Origin of the sequence: Acaryochloris sp. IP29b_bin.148 (assembly GCF_028285565.1) — a bacterium.
Classification (GTDB): Bacteria; Cyanobacteriota; Cyanobacteriia; order Thermosynechococcales; family Thermosynechococcaceae; genus Acaryochloris.
Genome location: NZ_JANQOY010000033.1, coordinates 38,835 through 59,735, shown reverse-complemented (window position 1 = coordinate 59,735; position 20,901 = coordinate 38,835). Strand labels below are relative to the sequence as shown.

The 20,901-nt window shown below is 50.5% G+C and carries 16 protein-coding genes; 10 read left to right on the top strand and 6 right to left on the bottom strand.

Features of this window, described 5'->3' with window-relative positions; all coding sequences use genetic code 11:
* Positions 1–19: 19 nt before the first annotated feature.
* On the bottom strand, positions 20–2,674 hold the full coding sequence (locus Q0986_RS03525) for a bifunctional diguanylate cyclase/phosphodiesterase (protein WP_299403913.1): 2,655 nt from the start codon (positions 2,672–2,674) through the stop codon (positions 20–22).
* Between the two features lie 190 nt (positions 2,675–2,864).
* Complete coding sequence (locus tag Q0986_RS03520; RefSeq protein WP_299403909.1) at positions 2,865–3,410, bottom strand: hypothetical protein; 546 nt, start codon at positions 3,408–3,410, stop codon at positions 2,865–2,867.
* 310 nt (positions 3,411–3,720) lie between these two features.
* On the opposite strand from Q0986_RS03520, the gene shc reads away from it, so the two are divergent.
* From shc to Q0986_RS03485, 7 genes are all read left to right on the top strand, one after another.
* Positions 3,721–5,643, top strand: a complete 1,923-nt coding sequence (gene shc / locus Q0986_RS03515; protein ID WP_299403904.1) for a squalene--hopene cyclase — start codon at positions 3,721–3,723, stop codon at positions 5,641–5,643.
* Between the two features lie 11 nt (positions 5,644–5,654).
* Positions 5,655–6,092 (top strand): hypothetical protein, encoded by a 438-nt coding sequence (locus Q0986_RS03510; RefSeq protein ID WP_299403900.1) that lies wholly within the window; start codon positions 5,655–5,657, stop codon positions 6,090–6,092.
* A gap of 117 nt (positions 6,093–6,209) precedes the next feature.
* On the top strand, positions 6,210–6,740 hold the full coding sequence (locus tag Q0986_RS03505; protein ID WP_299403895.1) for a hypothetical protein: 531 nt from the start codon (positions 6,210–6,212) through the stop codon (positions 6,738–6,740).
* A gap of 19 nt (positions 6,741–6,759) precedes the next feature.
* A complete protein-coding gene (locus tag Q0986_RS03500; RefSeq protein WP_299403892.1) occupies positions 6,760–8,295 on the top strand; it encodes a hypothetical protein in 1,536 nt (511 codons plus the stop codon).
* 148 nt (positions 8,296–8,443) lie between these two features.
* Positions 8,444–9,397 (top strand): ABC transporter ATP-binding protein, encoded by a 954-nt coding sequence (locus Q0986_RS03495; protein WP_299403889.1) that lies wholly within the window; start codon positions 8,444–8,446, stop codon positions 9,395–9,397.
* Positions 9,398–11,080 (top strand): hypothetical protein, encoded by a 1,683-nt coding sequence (locus Q0986_RS03490; RefSeq protein WP_299403884.1) that lies wholly within the window; start codon positions 9,398–9,400, stop codon positions 11,078–11,080. It begins immediately after the preceding gene.
* 127 nt (positions 11,081–11,207) lie between these two features.
* Positions 11,208–11,894, top strand: coding sequence for a glutathione S-transferase family protein (locus Q0986_RS03485; RefSeq protein ID WP_299403881.1), 687 nt, complete (start codon positions 11,208–11,210; stop codon positions 11,892–11,894).
* Positions 11,895–11,957: 63 nt separating this feature from the next.
* On the opposite strand, the gene gap is transcribed toward Q0986_RS03485, so the two are convergent.
* The 3 genes from gap to btpA all read right to left on the bottom strand — a co-directional run bounded on the left by gap (position 11,958) and on the right by btpA (position 16,800).
* Entirely contained in the window at positions 11,958–12,998 is a 1,041-nt protein-coding gene (gene gap, locus Q0986_RS03480; RefSeq protein WP_299403877.1) for a type I glyceraldehyde-3-phosphate dehydrogenase, read from the bottom strand.
* Positions 12,999–13,369: 371 nt separating this feature from the next.
* The gene (locus Q0986_RS03475; RefSeq protein WP_299403874.1) at positions 13,370–15,652 is read right to left on the bottom strand and encodes an ATP-dependent helicase; all 2,283 of its coding nucleotides are present in this window, start codon (positions 15,650–15,652) and stop codon (positions 13,370–13,372) included.
* A gap of 296 nt (positions 15,653–15,948) precedes the next feature.
* Positions 15,949–16,800 carry a photosystem I biogenesis protein BtpA gene (gene btpA, locus Q0986_RS03470; protein ID WP_299403871.1) on the bottom strand — a complete coding sequence of 284 codons (852 nt, stop codon included), beginning with the start codon at positions 16,798–16,800 and terminating at the stop codon, positions 15,949–15,951.
* A gap of 256 nt (positions 16,801–17,056) precedes the next feature.
* Between btpA and folK the strand changes: the two genes are divergently transcribed.
* A complete protein-coding gene (gene folK, locus Q0986_RS03465; RefSeq protein ID WP_299403868.1) occupies positions 17,057–17,563 on the top strand; it encodes a 2-amino-4-hydroxy-6-hydroxymethyldihydropteridine diphosphokinase in 507 nt (168 codons plus the stop codon).
* A gap of 86 nt (positions 17,564–17,649) precedes the next feature.
* Positions 17,650–18,198 (top strand): NUDIX hydrolase, encoded by a 549-nt coding sequence (locus Q0986_RS03460; protein WP_299403863.1) that lies wholly within the window; start codon positions 17,650–17,652, stop codon positions 18,196–18,198.
* 6 nt (positions 18,199–18,204) lie between these two features.
* On the opposite strand, the gene Q0986_RS03455 is transcribed toward Q0986_RS03460, so the two are convergent.
* Entirely contained in the window at positions 18,205–19,620 is a 1,416-nt protein-coding gene (locus tag Q0986_RS03455; RefSeq protein ID WP_299403859.1) for an isochorismate synthase, read from the bottom strand.
* A 224-nt stretch (positions 19,621–19,844) separates the two neighbouring features.
* On the opposite strand from Q0986_RS03455, the gene menA reads away from it, so the two are divergent.
* Positions 19,845–20,741 carry a 2-carboxy-1,4-naphthoquinone phytyltransferase gene (menA, locus tag Q0986_RS03450; RefSeq protein ID WP_299403855.1) on the top strand — a complete coding sequence of 299 codons (897 nt, stop codon included), beginning with the start codon at positions 19,845–19,847 and terminating at the stop codon, positions 20,739–20,741.
* The last annotated feature ends 160 nt before the right edge of the window (positions 20,742–20,901 follow it).

The window sequence follows — 20,901 nt, the reverse complement described above, 5'->3', positions numbered from 1 at the left end:
CTGCTGTGCTCATCTTTCCTCAGGCAACCTTTTCCTGTTTATCCAAACCATTGCCTGTCAGTAGCTTGGCGATTGTCTGGGCGCTAACGGGCTTGCTTAACAGATATCCTTGTACTGTCTCGCATCCTAATTCTTTGAGCATATGATTTTGCTCGGTGGTTTCAACCCCTTCGGCAATAATTTCATGCTCTAGATTGTGGCCCATTTCGATCATGGCACCAATCAGCGTCTTGGATTTATCGTCGGTCAGCATATCATCGATAAAGTATTTATCAATTTTCAGACAATCAACCGCAAGATGTTTAAGAGACGCAAAGGATGAATATCCTGTGCCAAAATCATCAATGGCTAGTAAAACACCGAGATCTTTCAAAGCTTGAAAAATGGAGAGATTTTCTTGATCGGTTTGCACAACACTCTCAGTCACTTCCAGCTCTAGTTCTGATGGCACCATGCCGGTCTCATCAATCACTCGTTGAATCAAGGACACAAAATCCTTATCGAGGAAATGAACTGGAGAAATATTCACCGCCATGCGCAGGGCAGGCAAACCAGCCTGTTTCCAGGCAACCGCTTGATTACAGGCGGTTGTCAACACCCACTCCGTCAGGGGTTTAATCATACCGATTCGTTCAGCGGTGGCGATAAATTCCGTGGGTGGAACTGAACCTAATTGGGGGTGATGCCAGCGTGCGAGTGCCTCAACACCGATAATGCTGCCCGTTCGTATCTGAACTTGGGGTTGATACACCAGAGACAACTGCTGTTTCTCGACCGCTTCCCTGAGATGTTGTTCCACCCGAAACCGGTACTCCGCAGCTTGGGTCAGCTCAGGTTTATAGAACGCCAGTCGATTTTTTCCCCGTTCTTTGGCGGCATACAGTGACGTATCCGCTGCTTTGATCAGGCTGGCCAGATCTTGTCCGTCATCGGGATAGTGGGCAATTCCAATACTGCAAGCCGGCGTAAATTTCCGGGCCAATAGTTCGATGGGGGTTGATACCACTTCCAGGCACCGTTGAGCCACATGGGTGGCAACATAGTCGTCAGGGACATCATTGACCAGAATACAAAATTCATCCCCACTCAGACGGGCCACAAAATCAGTGTCACGAGCGACCCCTTGCAACCGCTGGGCAATTTCTTTTAGCAACAAATCACCGGCATCATGCCCGAGGCTGTCATTGACGCCTTTAAAGTTATCTAAATCGATATAGAGAAGTCCCAAACGAGAGGTATATCGTTTAGACCGTGTGATTGAGGCTTCCAGAACCTGATAGAAGTGGGCTCGACTGGCAAGCCCTGTGAGTTCATCAGTAAAGGCCAATTCTCGAATCCGCTTTTGCGCTTGGTCCCGCTCCATGACAATCCCCGCCAATCTAGCCGCAGATGTCAGATCGTTGGACTCCGCTGCATTGGGCAAGGCAGGGTAGTTGTAATACATGCCAAAGGCCCCTAGCACTTGGCCCGACGAATTTTTAATCGGTTCAGACCAACAGCACCGCATGCCGTGAGGCAGTGCCACATGCTTAATCTTGGCCCATTTAGGATCGGTGGCAATATTCTCAACTAAAACCCGCTTGCCGGTATAAGTCGAGGTGCCACAGGAGCCGACATTCGGGCCATTTTTGAGGCCATGAACTGCATCGCAGTATGCCTTGGGTAGACTAGGAGCCCCGCCATGCATCAATTGTCCATCTTGCAACTCCAGCATGGAACATCGCAGGCCAGGATGGCGGGCTTCATACATTAAAGCAATTTCACCATAAATTTCAGCAGCGGGTTTTCCGGTAGCGATCATCTCCAAAATTTTGGCATTCTTGTCATTAAAGGCGTCTGCTTTTTTGCGGGTTGTAATATCAACATGAGTACCCACTAGGCGAATAGCCTTACCATCCGACGCTCGATGGACCAGAAATGCACGCGAGAGCACAAACACGTCATGCCCTGCTTTATGCTGCATCCGCATTTCAACATCAAAAGCATCAGCTTTGCCGACTAAATAATCTTGAACCAGTTTCAAGACCCTGCCTTTATCATCGGGATGCACCAGGTTCTCCCAAGTGCTGAGATCATGGGTGAGTTCATCATCGTTATAACCCAGCATGCTTTTCCAGCGGGGTGAATAGTAGACTTCATGGGTCTCCAGATTCCAGTCCCACAGCCCATCATTGGCTCCACGCATCGCCAGAGAAAACCGTTCCTCACTTTTTTGCAGTTTTTCCTCTGATGCTCTGCGAGCCGTAATATTGCGCCCAATGCCAAGTATGCCGATCAGTTCCCCATCCTCGTCCTGCACGGGAAGTCGGCTAATTTCCAAAAGTTCATGGTGCCCATCCTGTGCAAAGGTTGCCCATTCTTCTGTAATGGCGGGGGACCGTTTCAGAATGACATCCTGGTCGCGTGCTTGTGAACCATCGGCCAACCTAGCATTCACAAAATCGTCATCAGTCTTACCCACTATTTCTGGTTCAGAGGCTCCGAGAAACTCTTCGAAACGATGATTACAGGCCAGATACACACCATCCGAATCTTTTAACCAAATAAGATCAGGGAGGGTACGAATAATGGTTTTGTAAAATTCAATTCCGTCTCCGCATCCAAGCGACATTGCTTCCGCAGCCGGAATCTTTTTACAGTCTGGGGCTGAAGCCCGTTGAATCTCACACTTCATGAAAAGGCACTATATCTATGCCCATCATACAAATTGGCAGTAGAAGCAGACTCCGTATTTTGACTGAATCATCCTGAAAAAGAGTATTCAGTGCTTAATCCCTGATCTTGATTGACCAACACGGACGCGAGGGCATGGCATCAGTTCCAGCCAATGCCATGCCCTTCATAAGAAGACCCAATACGGCTCATTACGGGTTGGGCTGTGAGGGGTCTGGGACGGGTGGGCTGGCAGGGGCAGCGTTGGGCAGGGGAATATTAGGTTGAGGTTGGACAAGGCTGGGCGATTGCTCCAAGGCCTTGATCTGAGTGGTCAGTTGCTGTAGTTGCGTTTGAATCCGTGCCAATGTGGTTTGGTTGGAGCGCAGTGTATCTGTTAAATTTCCCGGAACCGCCTGACTCAGATCGGTGATTTGTTCTTCTAGTTGCTCTACGCGATTGGCCAGGGCGGCATCCACATTACTGGCATCTTGCTGCTCGTCCTGACTGATATTTTGTAATTCAAGGGTGAGCCAGGTAAATCCGCCTACCACTAAAAGCATCAGCCCTACGAGCAGGCCGATCAGTGCCGCAGTGCGACCTCGCAATTGTTGCAGCTCTTGGTCGAGTCGGGTCTGTTCCATGCCGATAGTCTGAACGGTTCGGTCTAAGTCGACAGACTGAACAGCAGTCGATGATTTTCCAGACGGTTGATTGAACGCTGGATCTGAACTAGAAGAATAGGGTGAATTGCTCATCTCTGGGACCTCTACAGTGCATCAATAGAGACAGATCCCTCTAAACCTAGGGTGTTGCTCGGAGACTCAAAAGGTTAGACAGAATCCAACCGGTCTACCGTTGGGGGTAGTTATGCTTTATGGCTAGCCTTTTAACCTCACTTAGGAACACACCATAACAGACGTCAGAACGCCAAACCAAGAATTGCATCCTGGCGTTCCTGCTTAGATCTATCCGGGTGACTTGTGGTATCGTCCAGCTATCCAACCAGGGCGCGGCTTTTACGCTAGGGTTGATGTTGTGACGGCAGGCTCAAAGAAATCAGGGACGATGCAAGTTCAAGACAGAGTAAACCCAAAAACCGTAGATGCTGCGATCGCAGCGTCGCAACGCTATCTTCTCACCCAGCAAAAGGACCAAGGCTACTGGTGGGCAGAGTTGGAATCGAATGTGTCGATCACCTCGGAAGTGGTCTTGCTCCATAAGATTTGGGGCAGCGATCGCAGTCGGCCGTTGGCAAAGGTGGAAACGTATTTGCGATCGCAACAGCGCGACCACGGCGGTTGGGAACTCTATTTTGGCGATGGTGGCGAAATCAGCGTCTCGGTGGAAGCCTATATGGCCCTGAAGCTATTGGGGGTCTCGACCACCGATCCGGCCATGGAGCGGGCCAGAGCCTTTATTTTGGAACAGGGGGGCATTAGCCGAACCCGCATCTTTACAAAATTGCATCTGGCCTTAATTGGCTGTTATGAATGGCGCGGTATTCCCTCGTTACCGCCCTGGGTGATGTTGCTGCCCGAACAATTCCCCTTCACCATTTACGAAATGTCGAGTTGGGCCAGAGGCAGTACGGTGCCCTTACTGATCGTCATGGATCGAGAGCCGGTCTATGCTGTAGAACCGGGATTTAATCTGGATGAGCTGTTCTTGGAAGGTCGAGAGCGGGCTCAGTTTGATCTCCCTTTGCAAAACGATTGGACCGATGCCTTTATCCATCTCGATGGTTTGTTCAAATTTGCCGAGACCATGAACCTTGTCCCGTTTCGTGAAGAGGGAATCCAAGCTGCCGAACGCTGGATCCTAGAACGGCAAGAGGCCACAGGAGACTGGGGCGGCATTATTCCAGCCATGCTCAATTCTTTACTGGGCCTGAAAGCCTTGGAATACGATGTCCACGACCCCATTATCGAGCGGGGACTAGCCGCCGTTGACGGCTTTGCCCTGGAAACAGACGACCAATACTGGATTCAACCCTGTATTTCTCCGGTATGGGATACGGCGCTAGTGGTTCGAGCCTTAGCGGAATCTGGACTGGCACCGGATCATCCGGCCTTGGTGAAGGCAGGAGAATGGCTCTTAGACCACCAGATTCTCGACTATGGAGACTGGTCCGTCAAAAATCCGGGCGGGGAACCGGGGGGCTGGGCCTTTGAGTTTGATAATCGCTTCTATCCCGATGTGGATGATACCGCAGTGGTGGTGATGGCCTTAAATGAAATTCAGCTCCCCGATGAGCAGGCAAAGGCGGCGGCAATTTCCAGAGCCGTCAATTGGATCGCGACGATGCAATGCCGCCCCGGCGGCTGGGCTGCCTTTGATATTAATAATGATCAAGACTGGCTCAACAATCTCCCCTACGGTGACCTTAAAGCCATGATTGACCCCAATACAGCGGATGTCACCGCCCGCGTTTTAGAAATGATTGGACGCTGCCATAAATCCACGGGCCAGCATAGCGTTGACCGGGCACTCCAGTATTTGCGATCAGAACAAGAGCCAGAGGGGTGCTGGTTTGGGCGTTGGGGTGTGAATTATATCTATGGCACTAGCGGTGTAGTGGCCGCCTTAGCCTTAATCGACCCCAACGGGTTCCAACCTCAGCTTCAACAAGCCGCCGCTTGGCTAGTGAGTTGCCAAAACTCAGATGGGGGATGGGGAGAAACCTGCACCAGCTATGATCACCCTAATCTCAAAGGCCAAGGTCCAAGTACCGCATCCCAAACGGCTTGGGCACTGATGGGGTTGTTGTCGGCAGGGGAGGCAACGGGGACCTATGCTCAGACTGCAATTGAGCGAGGGGTAGAGTATCTCACTCAGACGCAAACCATTGATGGAACTTGGGATGAAGATTACTTTACAGGTACCGGGTTTCCTGGGCATTTCTATTTGAAATACCATCTGTATCAGCAGCATTTTCCCCTGACGGCTCTGAGTCGCTATCAGAGGCTCTTCCCCAATAATCAGTCGTAGAACCAGAACGGATGGATAATCAGCCTCTCAACCTATCAGTCAAGATGGCGGTCGTTATGGGAATTTTCCTCCCCCTTGCCGAGGCCGTTCGGCGCTCAAACCATATTTTGGATATTTCTCGCTTTTTTAATTGGTTTGACGACTATATCCTTGGCGGTGTTCTGCTACTGGCTGTCTATTGGGTCCTTCGCCAGAAAGCCAACGCCATTGCCTATTTAGTGGCAGCCTGGGCGTTTGCCGCAGGAGCGCTCGCACTGAGCTTTCTCAGTCAACTGGATAAGTTTAGGACAAATACTCCCGATCCAGGTGTCTTTAATTCATCCTTGGTGGCGGTTGCCAAGGGTATTATTTTTGCCTATCTCTTAGTAGGACTCGCATTAGCCCTCAAGGCGAACGCCATACAAGAACAGAGATTACGGCGAAAATTAAAACATCAGTCTGAACGCTAGATCCTAACTGTGACCAACTCACTGTATCGCGTCTGGGATGCCTGATCTGACGCCAACCGCTTGAAGACAAATAGCCATGTCAGTACTCTCTAGATATCTGCTCTGAGGACCTAGATCATGACGTTTGATATTCGCCAGCTCGACGGCCTGGATTATGACGAGGTCGAGCCATTATTGGAGGACTACATCATTGATGTGATCAATGAGTTCTTAGGCACAGAGATTGGGAATACCCATGCCACCCAATACCCAGAGGGAGGCTTTTGGATCGGTACGTTTATCGAAATGGCCTATCACTACGGTGAATTTACGCTGCCAAAGATGACCAAGAGGGATGTCCAAATTGTGATGGAGGATATTCTGCCTCGCAAGCTCACTCTACGAGATCGAAGTGAAGTAGAGGATGCGATTCCTGAGTTAGTAGCCTTTTGGACGTTTCTGAAACAGGAGTATAAATTGCGGAGTGGGGGTGCGATCGCAAAATATCTCGCCTCTATCCAAGACAAATTTGCCGACTGGATGTTTGATGCATCCCGAGGCGGCATTGCCAAGAACTTTATGTTGCAGGGGATGCAGGCGGGCTTTGATATGACCAGCCAAGCCGATATAGAAGCCTTCCAAGCCGAATATAATCAGCGCATTCGCTGATCCTCAAAATAATCCCCTGATGCCCGCTGTCCCGACTGTGCCGATGACAGCTCCTCCCCCAGATATCCAGCAGTTTCTTGATTTGATGGGGGTTGAACTACCAGAAGTTGGCACCCAGATCAATCCAGAAGAGTTGCTCAACAAAATCATGGATGCGGCCGATCAGATGGCTGACCTCCTAGACGCCACTGCTCCAACCGCCAAGGAGGGGCCAGGAGATGTTCTACGCTCCCTCAGGACCGATTTAATGTCCGCGTCCTTAGATGAAGACGTCTCCTTGTCAGAGCAAGAGATGACGCTACTCAAAACCCTCACTATTAGTGAGACTCAACCAGGCTCCCTCCTCCAAGACTTCCAAACGCTGCTAGATTTTATTGGCCCAGACGGGCAAGCGGTCAGTGGTAAAAGACAGCACATTGCGATGAAAGACTTGGCTGAACTGAATCAACAATTAAGTAACCCCATCAATATTGATCTAAAGCGTCCAGCTCAAAAATCCTATCCACCGATTCATGGACTGTATCTGTTGCTGAGGGCAACGGGCATTGTCAAAGTAGTAGCAAAAGGGAAAAAACAATTTCTAGCGCTAAATTCGCCAGTTTATGACCAATGGCAGCAACTCAATCCCACAGAACGTTACTGCACGCTGCTAGAAGCTTGGCTAATCCGCAGCCATGGAGAAATGATCGGTGAAGAGCGAATGGGATTCCTTACAGAGGGTAATCGCTGTCTACAAAGCTGGCACAAGATTGTTGAGAAGAAAAAGCATACCTTTAATCCGAAAAGAACGGTTCGGGATTTTTTCAGCTACTATCCTGGCGTCCATAATTTAGCGTTAATGGAGATGTTCGGCTTACTGAAAATCACAACTGGTAAACCGGAGGCTGGCAAAGGATGGCGGATTAAAAGTTTTGAAGCACTACCCTTGGGAACGCCACTTTTAAATTTGGTCAAAAATGCCTTTCAAGAACACGACATGTCATGGCCTTCTGAGGTGGATCCATCCGTCCCCTATGGTGAATTACAGGATGCCTTGCAACCCCATTTCTCCAAATGGCAAAAAACGTTGGTCTTGCCTAGTTCAGACTTCCGACCCGATCGCCATATCTTTAAGGTCAGTTTAGGGAAAATATGGCGACGGATCGCTATATCTGGAGAGGCTACTTTAGAGGATCTCAGTGCCTATATTCTTTCCTCCGTTGAGTTTGACTCCGATCACCTGGATTCCTTCACCTATACCAACGCAATGGGGCGAAAAGTGGAAGTACTGCACCCCTATGCTGAAGGTGGCTTCTTCTCTGCCGGAGAAACCATCCACACGGATGAAGTCAAAATTGGCAGCCTACCCCTGTCAGAAGGCAGCGTAATGGAATATCTTTTTGATTTTGGAGATTGTTGGACTTTTGAAGTTCGACTGGAAACCATCGAGCCAGATCTCAACCAAATTCAGAGCACTCGAACTAAAAAGAAGAAAAAACAAGCACCTATGGGTGAAATCTTGGAGGTGCATGGGGAATCCCCTGAACAGTACCCGAGCTATGAGGGGGATTGGTAGGTATTGTCTGCAATCAATCTACGCAATCCTCCTTAAGCCATGAATATAGATTGCTTCGGCTCCCCCTCACACTGCTGATGTACCTAGATCACAAATTATTTTGCTCAGGATGATTAAAATCACCCTACGGAATGGTTTGAGATCAATAATGTCCTCTGAAATAGCAGTACGCACCCAGGGATTGACGAAGCGATTTGGTCGTCACGTTGCGGTCAACGACTTAGATTTAGAGATTGGCTCAGGAGAAGTCTTTGGGCTGATTGGTCCCAACGGGGCGGGTAAAACCACCCTGATTCGGATGTTAGCGACGGCAGAACAGCCTACCCTTGGCAATATCTATATTCGAGGCCAGTTGTTAGAGCGCAATCAAACCAATGCCTATCTTAAGCGCCTGATTGGTTATCTCCCCGATGATTTTCCCCTCTACGAAGATCTGACGGTGTGGGAATATCTCAATTACTTTGCCCGTTTGTATGAGTTACGTCAGCCTCACCGTCGTCAACGCCTGTTCGATGTTTTGGAGTTGGTGCAGTTGACCCATAAGCGGCGAAGTTCCGTCGCCAATCTATCGCGAGGTATGAAGCAGCGACTGGGCCTGGCTCGGACGATTATCCATGAACCAGTTTTACTGTTGTTGGATGAACCCGTCTCCGGCTTAGATCCGTTAGCCAGGGTTCAGTTTCGGGAATTGATTAATGTGCTGCGAGAAGCGGGCATGACTATCGTTATTTCCTCCCATATCCTCAGCGACCTCGCCGAACTTTGCACCTCGGTGGGGATTATGGAATTGGGCTATCTGGTGGAAAAGACTTCACTTCAGCAGCTTTACCAAGCCTTAAGCCAGCAGCAAATTCAGATTGCCACCCTGGGGGACTGGCAGCCCGTGGAACAACTGTTGGAGCAATGCCCTCAGATAGAGCGTTGGCGCTTAGATCCAGCGACCCAACAGATCAAAGCTCACTTTCAAGGGAATCAAGCGGATGCCGCTGCATTATTGAGATCGCTCCTGGCAGCCGATCTTCCCATCTATCATTTTCAGTGCATTCAAGAAGATTTAGAAACCATCTTTCTCGACAAACTAGACCATAAGCAGGTGTCATAAATGGGCAAGGCTCAATTTTCCCTCGTAAATAGAGGGATAGAAACCCTGGGTGACTGGAATCCGCAATTGATGCGGGAGATCCAAGGTCGCTTGAAAGTACGCAGTGTTTTACTGACAGTATTTTTATCTTTGGTTGCTCAAGGACTGTTTCTATTCTGGCAATATCGAACCTTAGATTATCGGTGGGGGAATTGTGCGACTGCGGAGTACCGGAAAACGGGGCTGGACTGTTTCCAAGTCAGCCGAGAACAATATCTGCTGGTGAATTGGCAAGGATGGTGGTTGCAAGTCTTTTCTTGGAGCTGCATTTTCTTGATGTTTGGCCTGATCGTGGGCGGCACCTTTTTGCTGATCAGCGATCTCTCAAAAGAAGATCGCCAAGGAACCCTAACGTTTATTAGCCTTAGTCCGCAAACAGCCCGCACCATCTTGGTGGGTAAAATGTTGGGCACTCCCTTCCTACTTTACTTGGCTGTCCTTCTCACGTTGCCACTCCACTATATGGCGGGGCTAGCCGCCGAAATTCCGGTGATCAGAATAGTAGGCTTTGATGTTCTGCTATTGGCTAGCTGTTGTTTCTACTACAGTCTGGCTTTATTGCTAGGACTTGCCAGCAACTGGCTAAATGGCTTTCAAGCCTGGTTATGGAGTGCAGGTCTTGTATTACTCCTGCTGTTTCTTACTCGAAACGCTTTAACCCACAGTTCTATTGACTGGCTATATACGCTATCGCCTTCAGCGATTTTCCCCTTTATTTATCAGGATATTGCTCCTAATCTGACGGGCGTGAACCTCCCTTTTGAGTCCTATCGGTTATCGGACTGGCAGTGGTTTTTAGTCCCCATCGGCAGAAGTGGCGTGGGATTAGGGTTCTTTGCACTGACCCATTTTGGGCTCTGGACATGGTGGTTATGGCAACCTCTACAACGGCGCTTCCGTAATCCAACCGTGTCGCTGCTCAGTAAAAAACAAAGCTATGGGGCCACCGCTTGCTTCTTTGTCTGCCTCTTAGGATTTTCAGTTAATTCAAAGAACATCCTTTCAACCAGTTTGATGATGGCCGTTATCTTGACTCATTTCTTGTGGTTCCTGCTGATGATTGTCTTGTTACTTCCCCACCATCAGGATCTAGAGGATTGGGCTCGATTTCGCGGAAATTATCCATCGGCTCAGGGCAAAGCACAGCGTTTCCATGATTTAGTGTGGGCCAATAACAGCCCAACTTGGATTGCGATCGCAATTAATCTAGGCATCGCTGGTCTGCTGATTATGGTTTGGATGCTGTCCTTACCCTCAGGTGACTCTGGGGTCGGCATGGCCGGACTGCTATTCAATTCCACCTTGATTGTGATATTCACCCTATTCAATCAGGTGATGTTGTTACGGCCCATCTCCAACCGCAACCTATGGGTAACCGCAACTTTGCTAGGCCCTACCCTTTTGCCAGCCTTTATCCTTATTATTTTTGGAATTATTCCCGGACAAGCGGGTGGCAGCTTGATCTTACTGACGCCCTTTGCCCTCGCTGCCCTAGAGGAGACTGCCGTCACCAGTGCCCTGCTGATGGCTGGGCTCCACTTTAATCTGCTCGTAAGTCTAAGGTGGTTGCTAAACCGTCGACTGGATCAGCTAGGAGAATCAACCACTCAGCAACTGCTGCGCGGTGACCTGAAGGTGGAATAACGCGAAATCCTGTCAGCCAACGCTGAATGCCTGAGACTTCTCCCTTTTAGTCAATTTTTGACCGCTTGGGGTTGAAGCAGGGGCGACAAGGCTTTATATTTAGAACGATCGTTCGTGCTTAATAGCTATGATTTTGTTCTATTTTGCTAAACCCTCTCTCTTTAGTCGTCCTGTTTGGATCACGCTACTGGAGAAGGGACTCGAGTTTGAGCTTGTCCCCGTCAGTATGGAAAAGGGGGGACAATTTACCCCTGAATTCAGAGCCCTCAATCCCTTTTGCCGCATTCCAGTCTTAGTGGACAATGGATTTTGCGTGACGGAATCGCAAGCCATTTTGGATTATTTGGAAAAGCAATATCCGCAGCCACCACTCCTGCCTAGCGATGTCCAGGCGCTGGCGAAGGTGCGTATGGTGCAGATGGTGTCTATCAATGAACTGATGCCTGCGATTGGTGAGCTACTGATGCAAAAACCGGATCAGCAAACCTATGCCAGACATCGGGCAGCCACTGCCTTGACTGTATTTGAAGAGCGACTCGGACACGCCCCTTATTTTGGCGGCCAACAGCTGAGTTTGGCTGATATTGTGGCGGGGGTTTTTGTACCAGTCGCGTGTGAGTTAGGGATTGATCTAGTCGATCATCCTCCTTTGCAAACTTGGCTGGATCGACTAACGGCCAGAGATGCTTGGCAGCAAACCCAGTTATCCGTGGCTGAAAAGGATCGATTTCTCCGCAGTATTCGGGCCTTGGCCAGAATATGGCGCAAACGACGACGCCAGCGAGCAGACATCCTGCTCAACTCGGCCCCATAAGTCTCACGCTCCTAACCTTAAGATTAAGAGCGTGAGATTGAGTTTGGAGATATGGCTCAGCCCTTAAGCTACAGCCATCACTTCTGATTCTTTAGCTACCATCGATAGGATCAAATCAATCATGCGATTGGAATATCCCCATTCGTTGTCGTACCAAGCCACGACCTTAAAGAAATTGGAGTTGAGTTCCATGCCTGCCCCGGCATCAAAAATGCTGGAGTGGGGATCACCTGTGAAATCCGTAGACACAACGGCATCTTCGGTATATCCCAAAACCCCTTGGAGTTCGCCAAAGGCAGCCGTCCTCATAGCCGCACAGATATCTGCATAGGTGGTGGACCGTTCGGTTCGAAACGTCAAATCCACCACAGAAACATCAGGGATGGGAACGCGTAAGGCCATCCCCGTCAACTTGCCTTGGAGTTCTGGTAAGACTAGAGTAACGGCTTTGGCTGCACCCGTCGAGGCCGGAATAATATTCTGTGCCGCACTCCGGCCGCCCCGCAGATCCTTTTTGCTGGGGCCATCGACGGTGGGCTGGGTTGCAGTCATAGCATGAACCGTAGTCATCAAGCCTTCTGCAAAGCCAAAGTTGTCGTGAATGACCTTAGCAATTGGAGCCAAGCAGTTCGTGGTGCAACTGGCGTTGGAGACGATCCGATGTTTTTGGGGATCGTAGAGGGAGTGATTGACGCCCATCAGTAATGTGGGCACCTTCTCAGGATCTTTTTCCTTGGTCGGGGCTGAAATAACAACCCGTTTCGCCCCCGCTGCTAAATGTTTGGCAGCCGTGTCGTACGTGGTAAACAATCCCGTGGCTTCAATCACATACTCAGCCTCTTGCTGTTCCCAGAGGAGTTCCTCAGGATTGCGGATTGAAGTACAGGGAATAAATTGGTCATTGACAATAATTCCGTCTGAGGTTGCGGCGACTGTTCCTGGAAAGGGACCGTGGGTAGAGTCATATTTCAAGAGATAAGCGATGTTCTCGGGAGGCACTAAGTCATTAATACCGACAAATTGAATATTGGGATTGCTGATCCCGGCTCGAAAGACGAGTCGACCGATGCGGCCAAAACCGTTGATACCTAGTTTGATAACCATTGGGAACCTCAACTAAGGGACAGTAAACAGAGTTGCCAGGATCTCCTTTGAATATGAATCGTAGGCAGCGCGGTCAGATCTGGATCGTGACCCGTTGCGACGGATGGGATGGCGTTAAGGGTGAGAGTGGAACCTGGGTGTTGGTGCTGTCAGCTTGATGATGGGCGGATCCACCCCGATCAATGCCATATCCTCAACCCATGCTGATTCAAGGGGGAGAGAACTACTAACCGATGGATTGAGAGGGCTGTAGAGAATAAAGTGCCTGTGCAAACTTGACGGAGCGATTTGCGATCGCATCGCTCAATACTATCCACAGTACAGGGCGTTTTCGAACAGGATGATTTTCCTAAGCAATTTTTTAGATCGGTTCACGATTCAACTCGTCGAACAGATTGAGGAAATTGAGCTTGTAAAGGGTCGAGGATGGGGCAGGGACGTTGCCCCTCTAGCTTGGTTTGGCGCTGCCAATCAAACCAGTTCCAGTTATAGGGGGCCTGCTGAGCGGCAGACATCCATAACAACCGCTTGGCACGAGTCATAGCGACGTAGAGCAGGCGAAATTCCTCTGCACTTTTGAGATCGCTGGCCCGCTGCCAAGCCGTTTCGATATTCGGTAAGGGCGAGTGGTTATGCACACTAGCTCGAATCTGGGCGCGGGCCACCTCTGCCAAACTAAAGGGACCGAGAAATTGGCTAGCAGCCGGAACCCGCAACTCTCCAGGAATAATCCGGGCATGTAAAAACGGTAGAAACACAAAATCCCAGTCCAAGCCCTTGGCTTTATGCATCGTTATAATCGTCAGTTGCCGGGGACGTAGATATTGGGATTCCACCTCGTCCACCTCAACGGGATCAAACCGTTCAGCACTGATCAGTTCTTGCAAAATCGGTAAGGTGGTGGTCATCGACGGCGCACCGGCAGCTTGTTGCGCGAGGCGGGCTGCCAATTTATCCGCCGTGGCTAGCTCGGCAGGATTGTACTTCATGGCCAGCGCCAAAAATGAAATCAGCCGATAGTGGGGCAATTCCCAGCGCGATCGCAATAATTTACAGCAAAAGCGACGGGCCTCCTGGACTTTATCCGGTTGAGGTGAATCGAGAGGTCCAGGATAAAGAAACGTCTCCGGCTGACTGGCCAAGGGATGCACGTCTTGGGCGGGAATCAGTTGTCGATCCACAAAGATTTGCAGAGCGGCTTTGAGGGTGTCAGGAGAATGGGGACGCGCCAAAAACTGTAAGACCGTCAGCATTTGTAAGGGAACTTGCGTTTGGCGGCTACCGCCCCCCACATCGAGGATGTCAATGCCGTGGGCCGCTAGACTAACCGTTTGATCGGGATGATTAAAGCGTTCGGCGAGAAAGCTACCTTGTTTGTTTTCTCTCACCAAAACAGCAGCATTGGCCTCGGGATGATCGGTTAGCAACTGACAGACCCGCTGCCCGATTAAGTCGGCGGTTTGGTAAACATCCTCAGGCGTTAGAATTTCTAACCCTTGCCCTTGGGGCGCTGGATTGGCATTGGCTTGGGGATCATTATGGGCAACGGATTGAATGGCCTGTGGCTGAAAAGGCTGTTCTTGCCCTGCCAGTTGGGACTGATTAATCCAGTCCAACATAAAGTTGGCGGCCTCAATAATCACGGCGGAGCTACGCCCGGCTTGATTCATCGTGGCTAGCCGATGCTGCCCCTGACTATGTCGACAAAACTGGCGAAAGAAAATCGGATCCGCAGGGGTAAACGTGGAGTTGATAGCCTGGTTGGGATCACCGACACGCACGAGATTGGGAGCAGCTGTGGAGAGGTCCTTTGCCAATAGATTGAGCAAGCGAGACTGCAAGGGGGTGGAGTCCTGCGCTTCATCTTCAAAGACGGCAAAGACTTGCGTTTGCCAGATTTGGCGCGCACTCGGATTATCCAAGACCTGGAGGGCAGCCAAAATCATATCGTCGTAGTCAATCAGTTGCTGGGAGTGGAGCAATCGCTGATATCGCTCGTAGAGTCCAGCGGCAATCTCCAGCACGGGGATCTCGTCTGGCCTCTGTTCGGCGAGGGCATAGAGCTGTTGGGGACTGAGACCTGAACTTTTGGCTTCGCGAATGGCGATCGCAGCCAACTCTGGCAAACAATCAGATCTCAACACAGACTGTCGGCGTAAACGTTCTGTTTCTTCACCATCAAAGGCTCCTTGAACCAGTAAGGCTTGATACAGCTGAGGGTGATCCGCCACCCATTGCTCAACACATTGCCGCAACAGACGATGGTGGCGGTTCGGGGTAATCAGGGTGACCTGTTCTAAATGAATGCCCGACAGTTGAGGATGGCGCGAGGCGATGTTGAGGGCCAATCCATGTAAGGTCTGGACTGTAAAGCCACTCATGGGCAGTTGCAACTCGCGTAAATGCTGACGAACCTGCTGCTTCAGGTGAGTGGCTGCCGAGCGGGTAAAGGTCACAATCACAAGCTGCTGGGCGCGATTTAGTTGCTGACGGGCTAAGGTCAAGGCTGCAGCCACAGCCATCCCGTAGGATTTCCCGGCTCCTGGCACAGCAGAAACCGCTAAGGGACCGGCTTGCCAATCAGCTAATTCACGCTGACCGGGCCGCAGCGATGCTCGTAAATTAGCGATTTTTTGCTCTAAATCTATTGTCAAGAGGAATTGGACAGGACAATTGAGCGTATTGATCCACTCCCCCCATCTTCAGTGGGGGGATTCGGGACTCAAGCAGCAACTGCCGTCTGAGACGGTCTAACATCGCCTACTCCCAGAGACAGAGATCCTGCCTCTTTAAACTTGAACGTTTTCACGTTGCTATTTTATCGTGAATATTTCACGGCAGATAAATCTGCCCGAGGCAATTTTCCACCCCGGACTGAAGCCGCGAGGAAACCTTTGGAGTGATCCGGGGAATCTCCAACCATACCCGTTAGGGTTGGGGGGAGAGGACGTCAATCAGAACTGAGCATAACCGATGACTTCGCTTTCGCTGGATCTTGATTGGTTAAGCTTCGCCGCATGGCTTCCACAAATCGACTGACTCGAATGGGATCAATCGGCTGTTCCACCTGACCATGCCGCTTGAGAGAACTGGAGACAATGGCTCCATCAGCCACTTGAATCAGGTTGGGAATATTTTCCCAAGTGGCACCGCTGCCAATCAGGACAGGAACATCTTTAGCGGCATCCACGGCTAGCTCTAGGTCGCCTAAATTGGGGGGACTGCCTGTTTCCCACCCCGAGATAATAATGCCATCGGCTAAGCCTCGCTCAATGGTCTCTCGTACCGTTGTGGTTAAGTTCGGTACGCCTAAGGGACGAGCATGCTTAACGAGCACATCGGCGAAAATTTTAACGTCACTGCCGAGTTCGCGGCGATAGCGCAGCAGCCGATGGGCTTCGCCTTCAATCAGACCTTGGTCCGTGGCCATAACGCCTGTCAGCACATTGACCCGAATAAATTGGGCTTCCACACAGGATGCAATCGCCATAGCGCTACAGGCATCATTACGTAGCACGTTAATGCCAATGGGCAACGGTACAAGATTTTTGACCCGCTGCACGACGAGACTCATCGCACTGACGACGGCTGGATCGACGTTCTCTTTGGTAAACGGAGCATCAAAGAAATTTTCAATAATCAGGCCATCCACCCCTCCAGCAGCAAGCGCTGCTGATTCCTGCTCAGCCCGGGCAATGACAGCCTTGAGGCTTCCACCCCAACGAGGGGAGGTGGGGAGTGGCAGGAGGTGAACAACGCCAATAATGGGATTAGAAGATTTAAAAATGTGTTGTAACTCCACGGATAATTGAGTCGAACTCAGTAGGGAGGCTATTAATAAATAAAAAAAGGGTCTAGAACGCTCTAGAAAATCACCAGAAAACTAAGTGGCAAAGCTAGAAACTTCTAGAGTGTCTAGCATAACAGCTTCCAGGAACCATGTATATCCTAGCCTCCCCGTGACGATGCATGATCAGGATCAGTGAGGTCTTCAAGACAAAGCATTATTTTCTGGGCGCATCGTCAGCGATACAATCCGATATTTAGCCAGAATCAATATGGTGCCAACAGACCCAAAATCCGAGCATCCTGTTGCGATCGCACTCGGTAGCAATCTAGGAGACTCTCGGGCCATTTTAGTGGCTACGATTGACCAACTCAGCCAAGATCCCAAGATCACCGTCCAGGCCCAATCTCACTGGTTTCAAACCGCAGCCGTTGGCCCCCCTCAACCGGATTACCTCAATGGCTGTGTCAGTTTGTTGACGACCTACTCACCGCAGCCCTTGCTGGAGAAGCTCCTGCAGATTGAAGCCCAGTTTGGACGCGTGCGGCGCCAACGTTGGGGACCCCGCACCTTAGACTTAGATCTCTTGCTGTATGGAGACCGGGTGATTCAAACGCCAACCCTGACGGTGCCACATCCCTTTCTGCACGAACGCGCCTTTGTGTTGGCTCCTTTGGCGGAAATTTGTCCAGGCTGGGTGCACCCCGTTCAGGAACAAACCATTGCCGAGCTTGCCAAAGCTGTAGACTATACAGGAGTTCAGCAACTGTCTGATTAGCTAGCGTCATTCTGTGGAGGGTCACAAGGCACCCATTCGCTCTTGTTTAGCTTTAAACTCTGACCGCCACACTTAACTTTCAACCTATGTCTTTATTCCAAGAACCGCCTGAAATCCTCAAGCCACTGATGTTTTACGATGGTCGCAAATATACCTTCGAGGCCAATCGTCTGCGGTTGCCAAATGGAAGTGAGGGGGATTGGTCCTGTGTGCGGCATCCCGGTGGAGCAATGGCGGTGCCAATAACCCAAGACGGGCAGTTTGTGTTAGTGAAGCAATATCGCTTTGCCTTGCAGGGACGGCTGTTGGAATTCCCGGCGGGAACGGTGGAAGTGCATGAAGATCCGGCGGTAACGATTCGGCGAGAGATTGAGGAGGAGACTGGCTATCGAGCCCATCAGTGGCAAAAGCTGGGGGAGTTTCCTTTAGCACCGGGGTATTCGGATGAAATTATCTATGCGTTTTTGGCTCAGGATTTGGAGTTATTGGAGCACCCACCGGCGCAGGATGACGATGAAGATATTGAAACGGTGTTGATGACCTCAGAAGAATTGGAGGCCGCGATTCTGGACGGGGTACCGATTGATGCCAAGTCTATTTGTGGCTTTTATATGGCGCGCACGCGCTTAGCGTAACTCGACCTACATCAGCGCATCTAGCAGGGTATGGAGCTTGAGCTGAATTTCGGCGAGTTCTCGTTGTGGATCGGACCCGGCCACAATACCAGCGCCAGCATAGAGCCGGGCTTGAAATCCATTGATTAGCGCGGACCGGATACCCACTGTAAATTCGCCATTGCCTTGATGATCAATCCATCCTAACGGGGCGGCATAGAGATGGCGCTCAAAGGGTTCATGGCGGTGAATTTGGGCTTGGGCAATTTCTCGCGGCATCCCGGCGACGGCGGGTGTAGGGTGTAGCGCCGCTAAAATTTCCAGCAGATGCAAATGTTGGGGAACCTCAGCTGTAATCAACGTCCGTAGATGTTGAATATTGGGGAGTTGCAGCAAATGTGGCAGGGAGGCCACTTGGGGGGTAATGCCCAACTCCCAGAGACTATCGCGAATAAAGTCGAGGACCACCCGATGCTCGTGCCCATCTTTTTTGCTGTTGAGGAGCTGGTGGCCGAGCGCTTCATCATCGGCGCGAGAATGACCTCGGGGGGCAGATCCAGCCAGCGCATCGGTGACGAGGTGGCGATCGCGCAATTCAATCAACCGCTCAGGACTGGCCCCGATAAAGTTTTGTCCTTGGCCGTTGCTGACGGCAAACACATAGCATTCTGGATAGCGCGCCCTGAGGGTGCCTAAGGCATGACAAAGATCCAGCGGTTGTGGTGTTTTGACATCCAGGGTATGAGCTAACACCAGCTTTTGCAGTTTCTCGGCTTCGATATGTTCTAAGGTATCGGCCACTGCCGTCGTAAAGGCGTCAGAATTGGCCAACAGTGGATAGGCAAAGTTCGTCGGTTGCGATCGCGGCGACGGACAGCGTCTTGGGGTCTGCAACAGCTGCCACCGTTGCCAGATCTCTCGAGCTAGCTTCTCTAAAGGCGTCTCTGCATCAACGATGGCATTGGCGACCAATACCGCTTGGTCTTGATCACAGGCAATTTGCCAACGAGGTAAAAACACGGAAGCACCAGGAAATAAACGGGCTTCCCGATGGGTCTGGTCAAAAAAGGTGAAGCTACAGAAAAAATGTGGCCCGGCAAAGGGCAAATGTAGCGCGCCAGCCGATACCGTATCGACTAAGGAGGTGCAAATAAAATGCTGGGCTTGCGTAAAGCGCTGTGCCCCATCCACCTGTAAATGCAGCAGCGGTTCGGTGGCTGCGATCGCAGTGCCTTGAGATTGCTTTTCCCAGTAAAAATAAGGACGGTCAGGCTGCTGTAAGAGACTGAGAACAGCTAGGGCATCAAGTTGGGGGATTTCCAGAGACAGGCTGACGACCTGGGCATGCTCTTTATCAATGGCAATGGTACGGCAGGAAGCGAGAAACTCATGGATTGACCTGCGGTCCTGAAATAAATGGGCAGAAAAAGAAGTGACTGTCATGAAATCGAGGATAGCAAGGTGGATCGCTGGGAGTGCGGGTTACCTCCAATGTTAAAGTTCAAAGTCTTGCGCCATCGCCACCGCTCAACCACAGGACTCTTACCTTTATTCCATCTAACCATTGAAAGGGGCATCCAGTGTGGTTCATCTATCCCTTTGTCACAAATGCTTAGGAAGAGGCAATCCTGTACCCTAAACAATAATGTCCCTCTTAACCTGAATTTATGACGACCAAGTCTGTGCCCGCTTCTCCCTCAAAATTGTGGCTGGCTGCGCTGAAACCGCCTATGTATAGTGTGGCCATTATTCCGATCTGGGTGGGATCTGCGATCGCATGGTCGGATCAACAGTCTATCAATGGGGTCATTTTTGGGACATTCCTCAGTGCGGCGATTTTGATTATTGCTTGGCTCAATCTGACCAACGACGTCTTTGATGCTGATACCGGAATTGACGTGAATAAACCCCATTCTTTGGTGAATTTGACGGGAAATCAGTCCTTAATTTTCTGGCTCGCCAATCTATTCCTCGGCTTGGGATGTCTCGGTATTTTAGCGATTGCTTGGTGGCAACAGGATGTCACGGTTTTAGGACTCATTTTATGTAGCTGTTTTCTGGGCTATACCTATCAGGGACCACCCTTTCGCCTGGGGTATCAAGGGTTAGGAGAAATTATTTGTTTTGTTACGTTTGGTCCCCTAGCTGTCTCTGCTGCCTACTATAGTCAAACCCAATCGTGGTCAGCCCATAGTTGGGCCGCATCCATCATCGTTGGGCTGACCACCAGTCTTATTTTGCTCTGTTCTCACTTCCATCAAGTGGCGGATGATCTGGCTGCAGGCAAACGTTCACCGATTGTTCGCTTGGGCACTGAACGAGGGGCTCGTCTCCTCCCGTGGATTTGCGGCAGTATCTTTGGCCTAATTGGGATATTTACGGCCCTCCACCTCTTTCCCCTCGGTGCACTGTTGACCTTAGCGAGCTTCCCGTTGGCCTTCTACTTATGCCAGCATGTCTTGAAGTTTCATGATCAACCGCGCTACGTCAGCAATTGTAAGTTTATTGCTGTGGCCTTTCATTTTGTCAGTGGCATCCTGCTCGGCATCGGTATCCTCGCCTAATCCCCATATCAGATGAAAAAACCATACGTGTGATGGGGCAGACGTCTATGGAAGACATCGCTCCTCAACCGTACTGGTGCAGTACGGATATATCACGCCAGATTTTAGTGAAAACCGAACCGCTGACCCGCTGAATCTTGCTAGGGTGAAGTTAAGCTCT

Bases quoted from the DNA above. Each gene is read 5' to 3' on its own strand.
- Q0986_RS03525 (WP_299403913.1), bottom strand. From the start codon at position 2,674: ATGAAGTGTGAGATTCAACGGGCTTCAGCCCCAGACTGTAAAAAGATT.
- Q0986_RS03520 (WP_299403909.1), bottom strand. From the start codon at position 3,410: ATGAGCAATTCACCCTATTCTTCTAGTTCAGATCCAGCGTTCAATCAA.
- shc (WP_299403904.1), top strand. From the start codon at position 3,721: ATGCAAGTTCAAGACAGAGTAAACCCAAAAACCGTAGATGCTGCGATC.
- Q0986_RS03510 (WP_299403900.1), top strand. From the start codon at position 5,655: ATGGATAATCAGCCTCTCAACCTATCAGTCAAGATGGCGGTCGTTATG.
- Q0986_RS03505 (WP_299403895.1), top strand. From the start codon at position 6,210: ATGACGTTTGATATTCGCCAGCTCGACGGCCTGGATTATGACGAGGTC.
- Q0986_RS03500 (WP_299403892.1), top strand. From the start codon at position 6,760: ATGCCCGCTGTCCCGACTGTGCCGATGACAGCTCCTCCCCCAGATATC.
- Q0986_RS03495 (WP_299403889.1), top strand. From the start codon at position 8,444: ATGTCCTCTGAAATAGCAGTACGCACCCAGGGATTGACGAAGCGATTT.
- Q0986_RS03490 (WP_299403884.1), top strand. From the start codon at position 9,398: ATGGGCAAGGCTCAATTTTCCCTCGTAAATAGAGGGATAGAAACCCTG.
- Q0986_RS03485 (WP_299403881.1), top strand. From the start codon at position 11,208: ATGATTTTGTTCTATTTTGCTAAACCCTCTCTCTTTAGTCGTCCTGTT.
- gap (WP_299403877.1), bottom strand. From the start codon at position 12,998: ATGGTTATCAAACTAGGTATCAACGGTTTTGGCCGCATCGGTCGACTC.
- folK (WP_299403868.1), top strand. From the start codon at position 17,057: ATGGTGCCAACAGACCCAAAATCCGAGCATCCTGTTGCGATCGCACTC.
- Q0986_RS03460 (WP_299403863.1), top strand. From the start codon at position 17,650: ATGTCTTTATTCCAAGAACCGCCTGAAATCCTCAAGCCACTGATGTTT.
- Q0986_RS03455 (WP_299403859.1), bottom strand. From the start codon at position 19,620: ATGACAGTCACTTCTTTTTCTGCCCATTTATTTCAGGACCGCAGGTCA.
- menA (WP_299403855.1), top strand. From the start codon at position 19,845: ATGACGACCAAGTCTGTGCCCGCTTCTCCCTCAAAATTGTGGCTGGCT.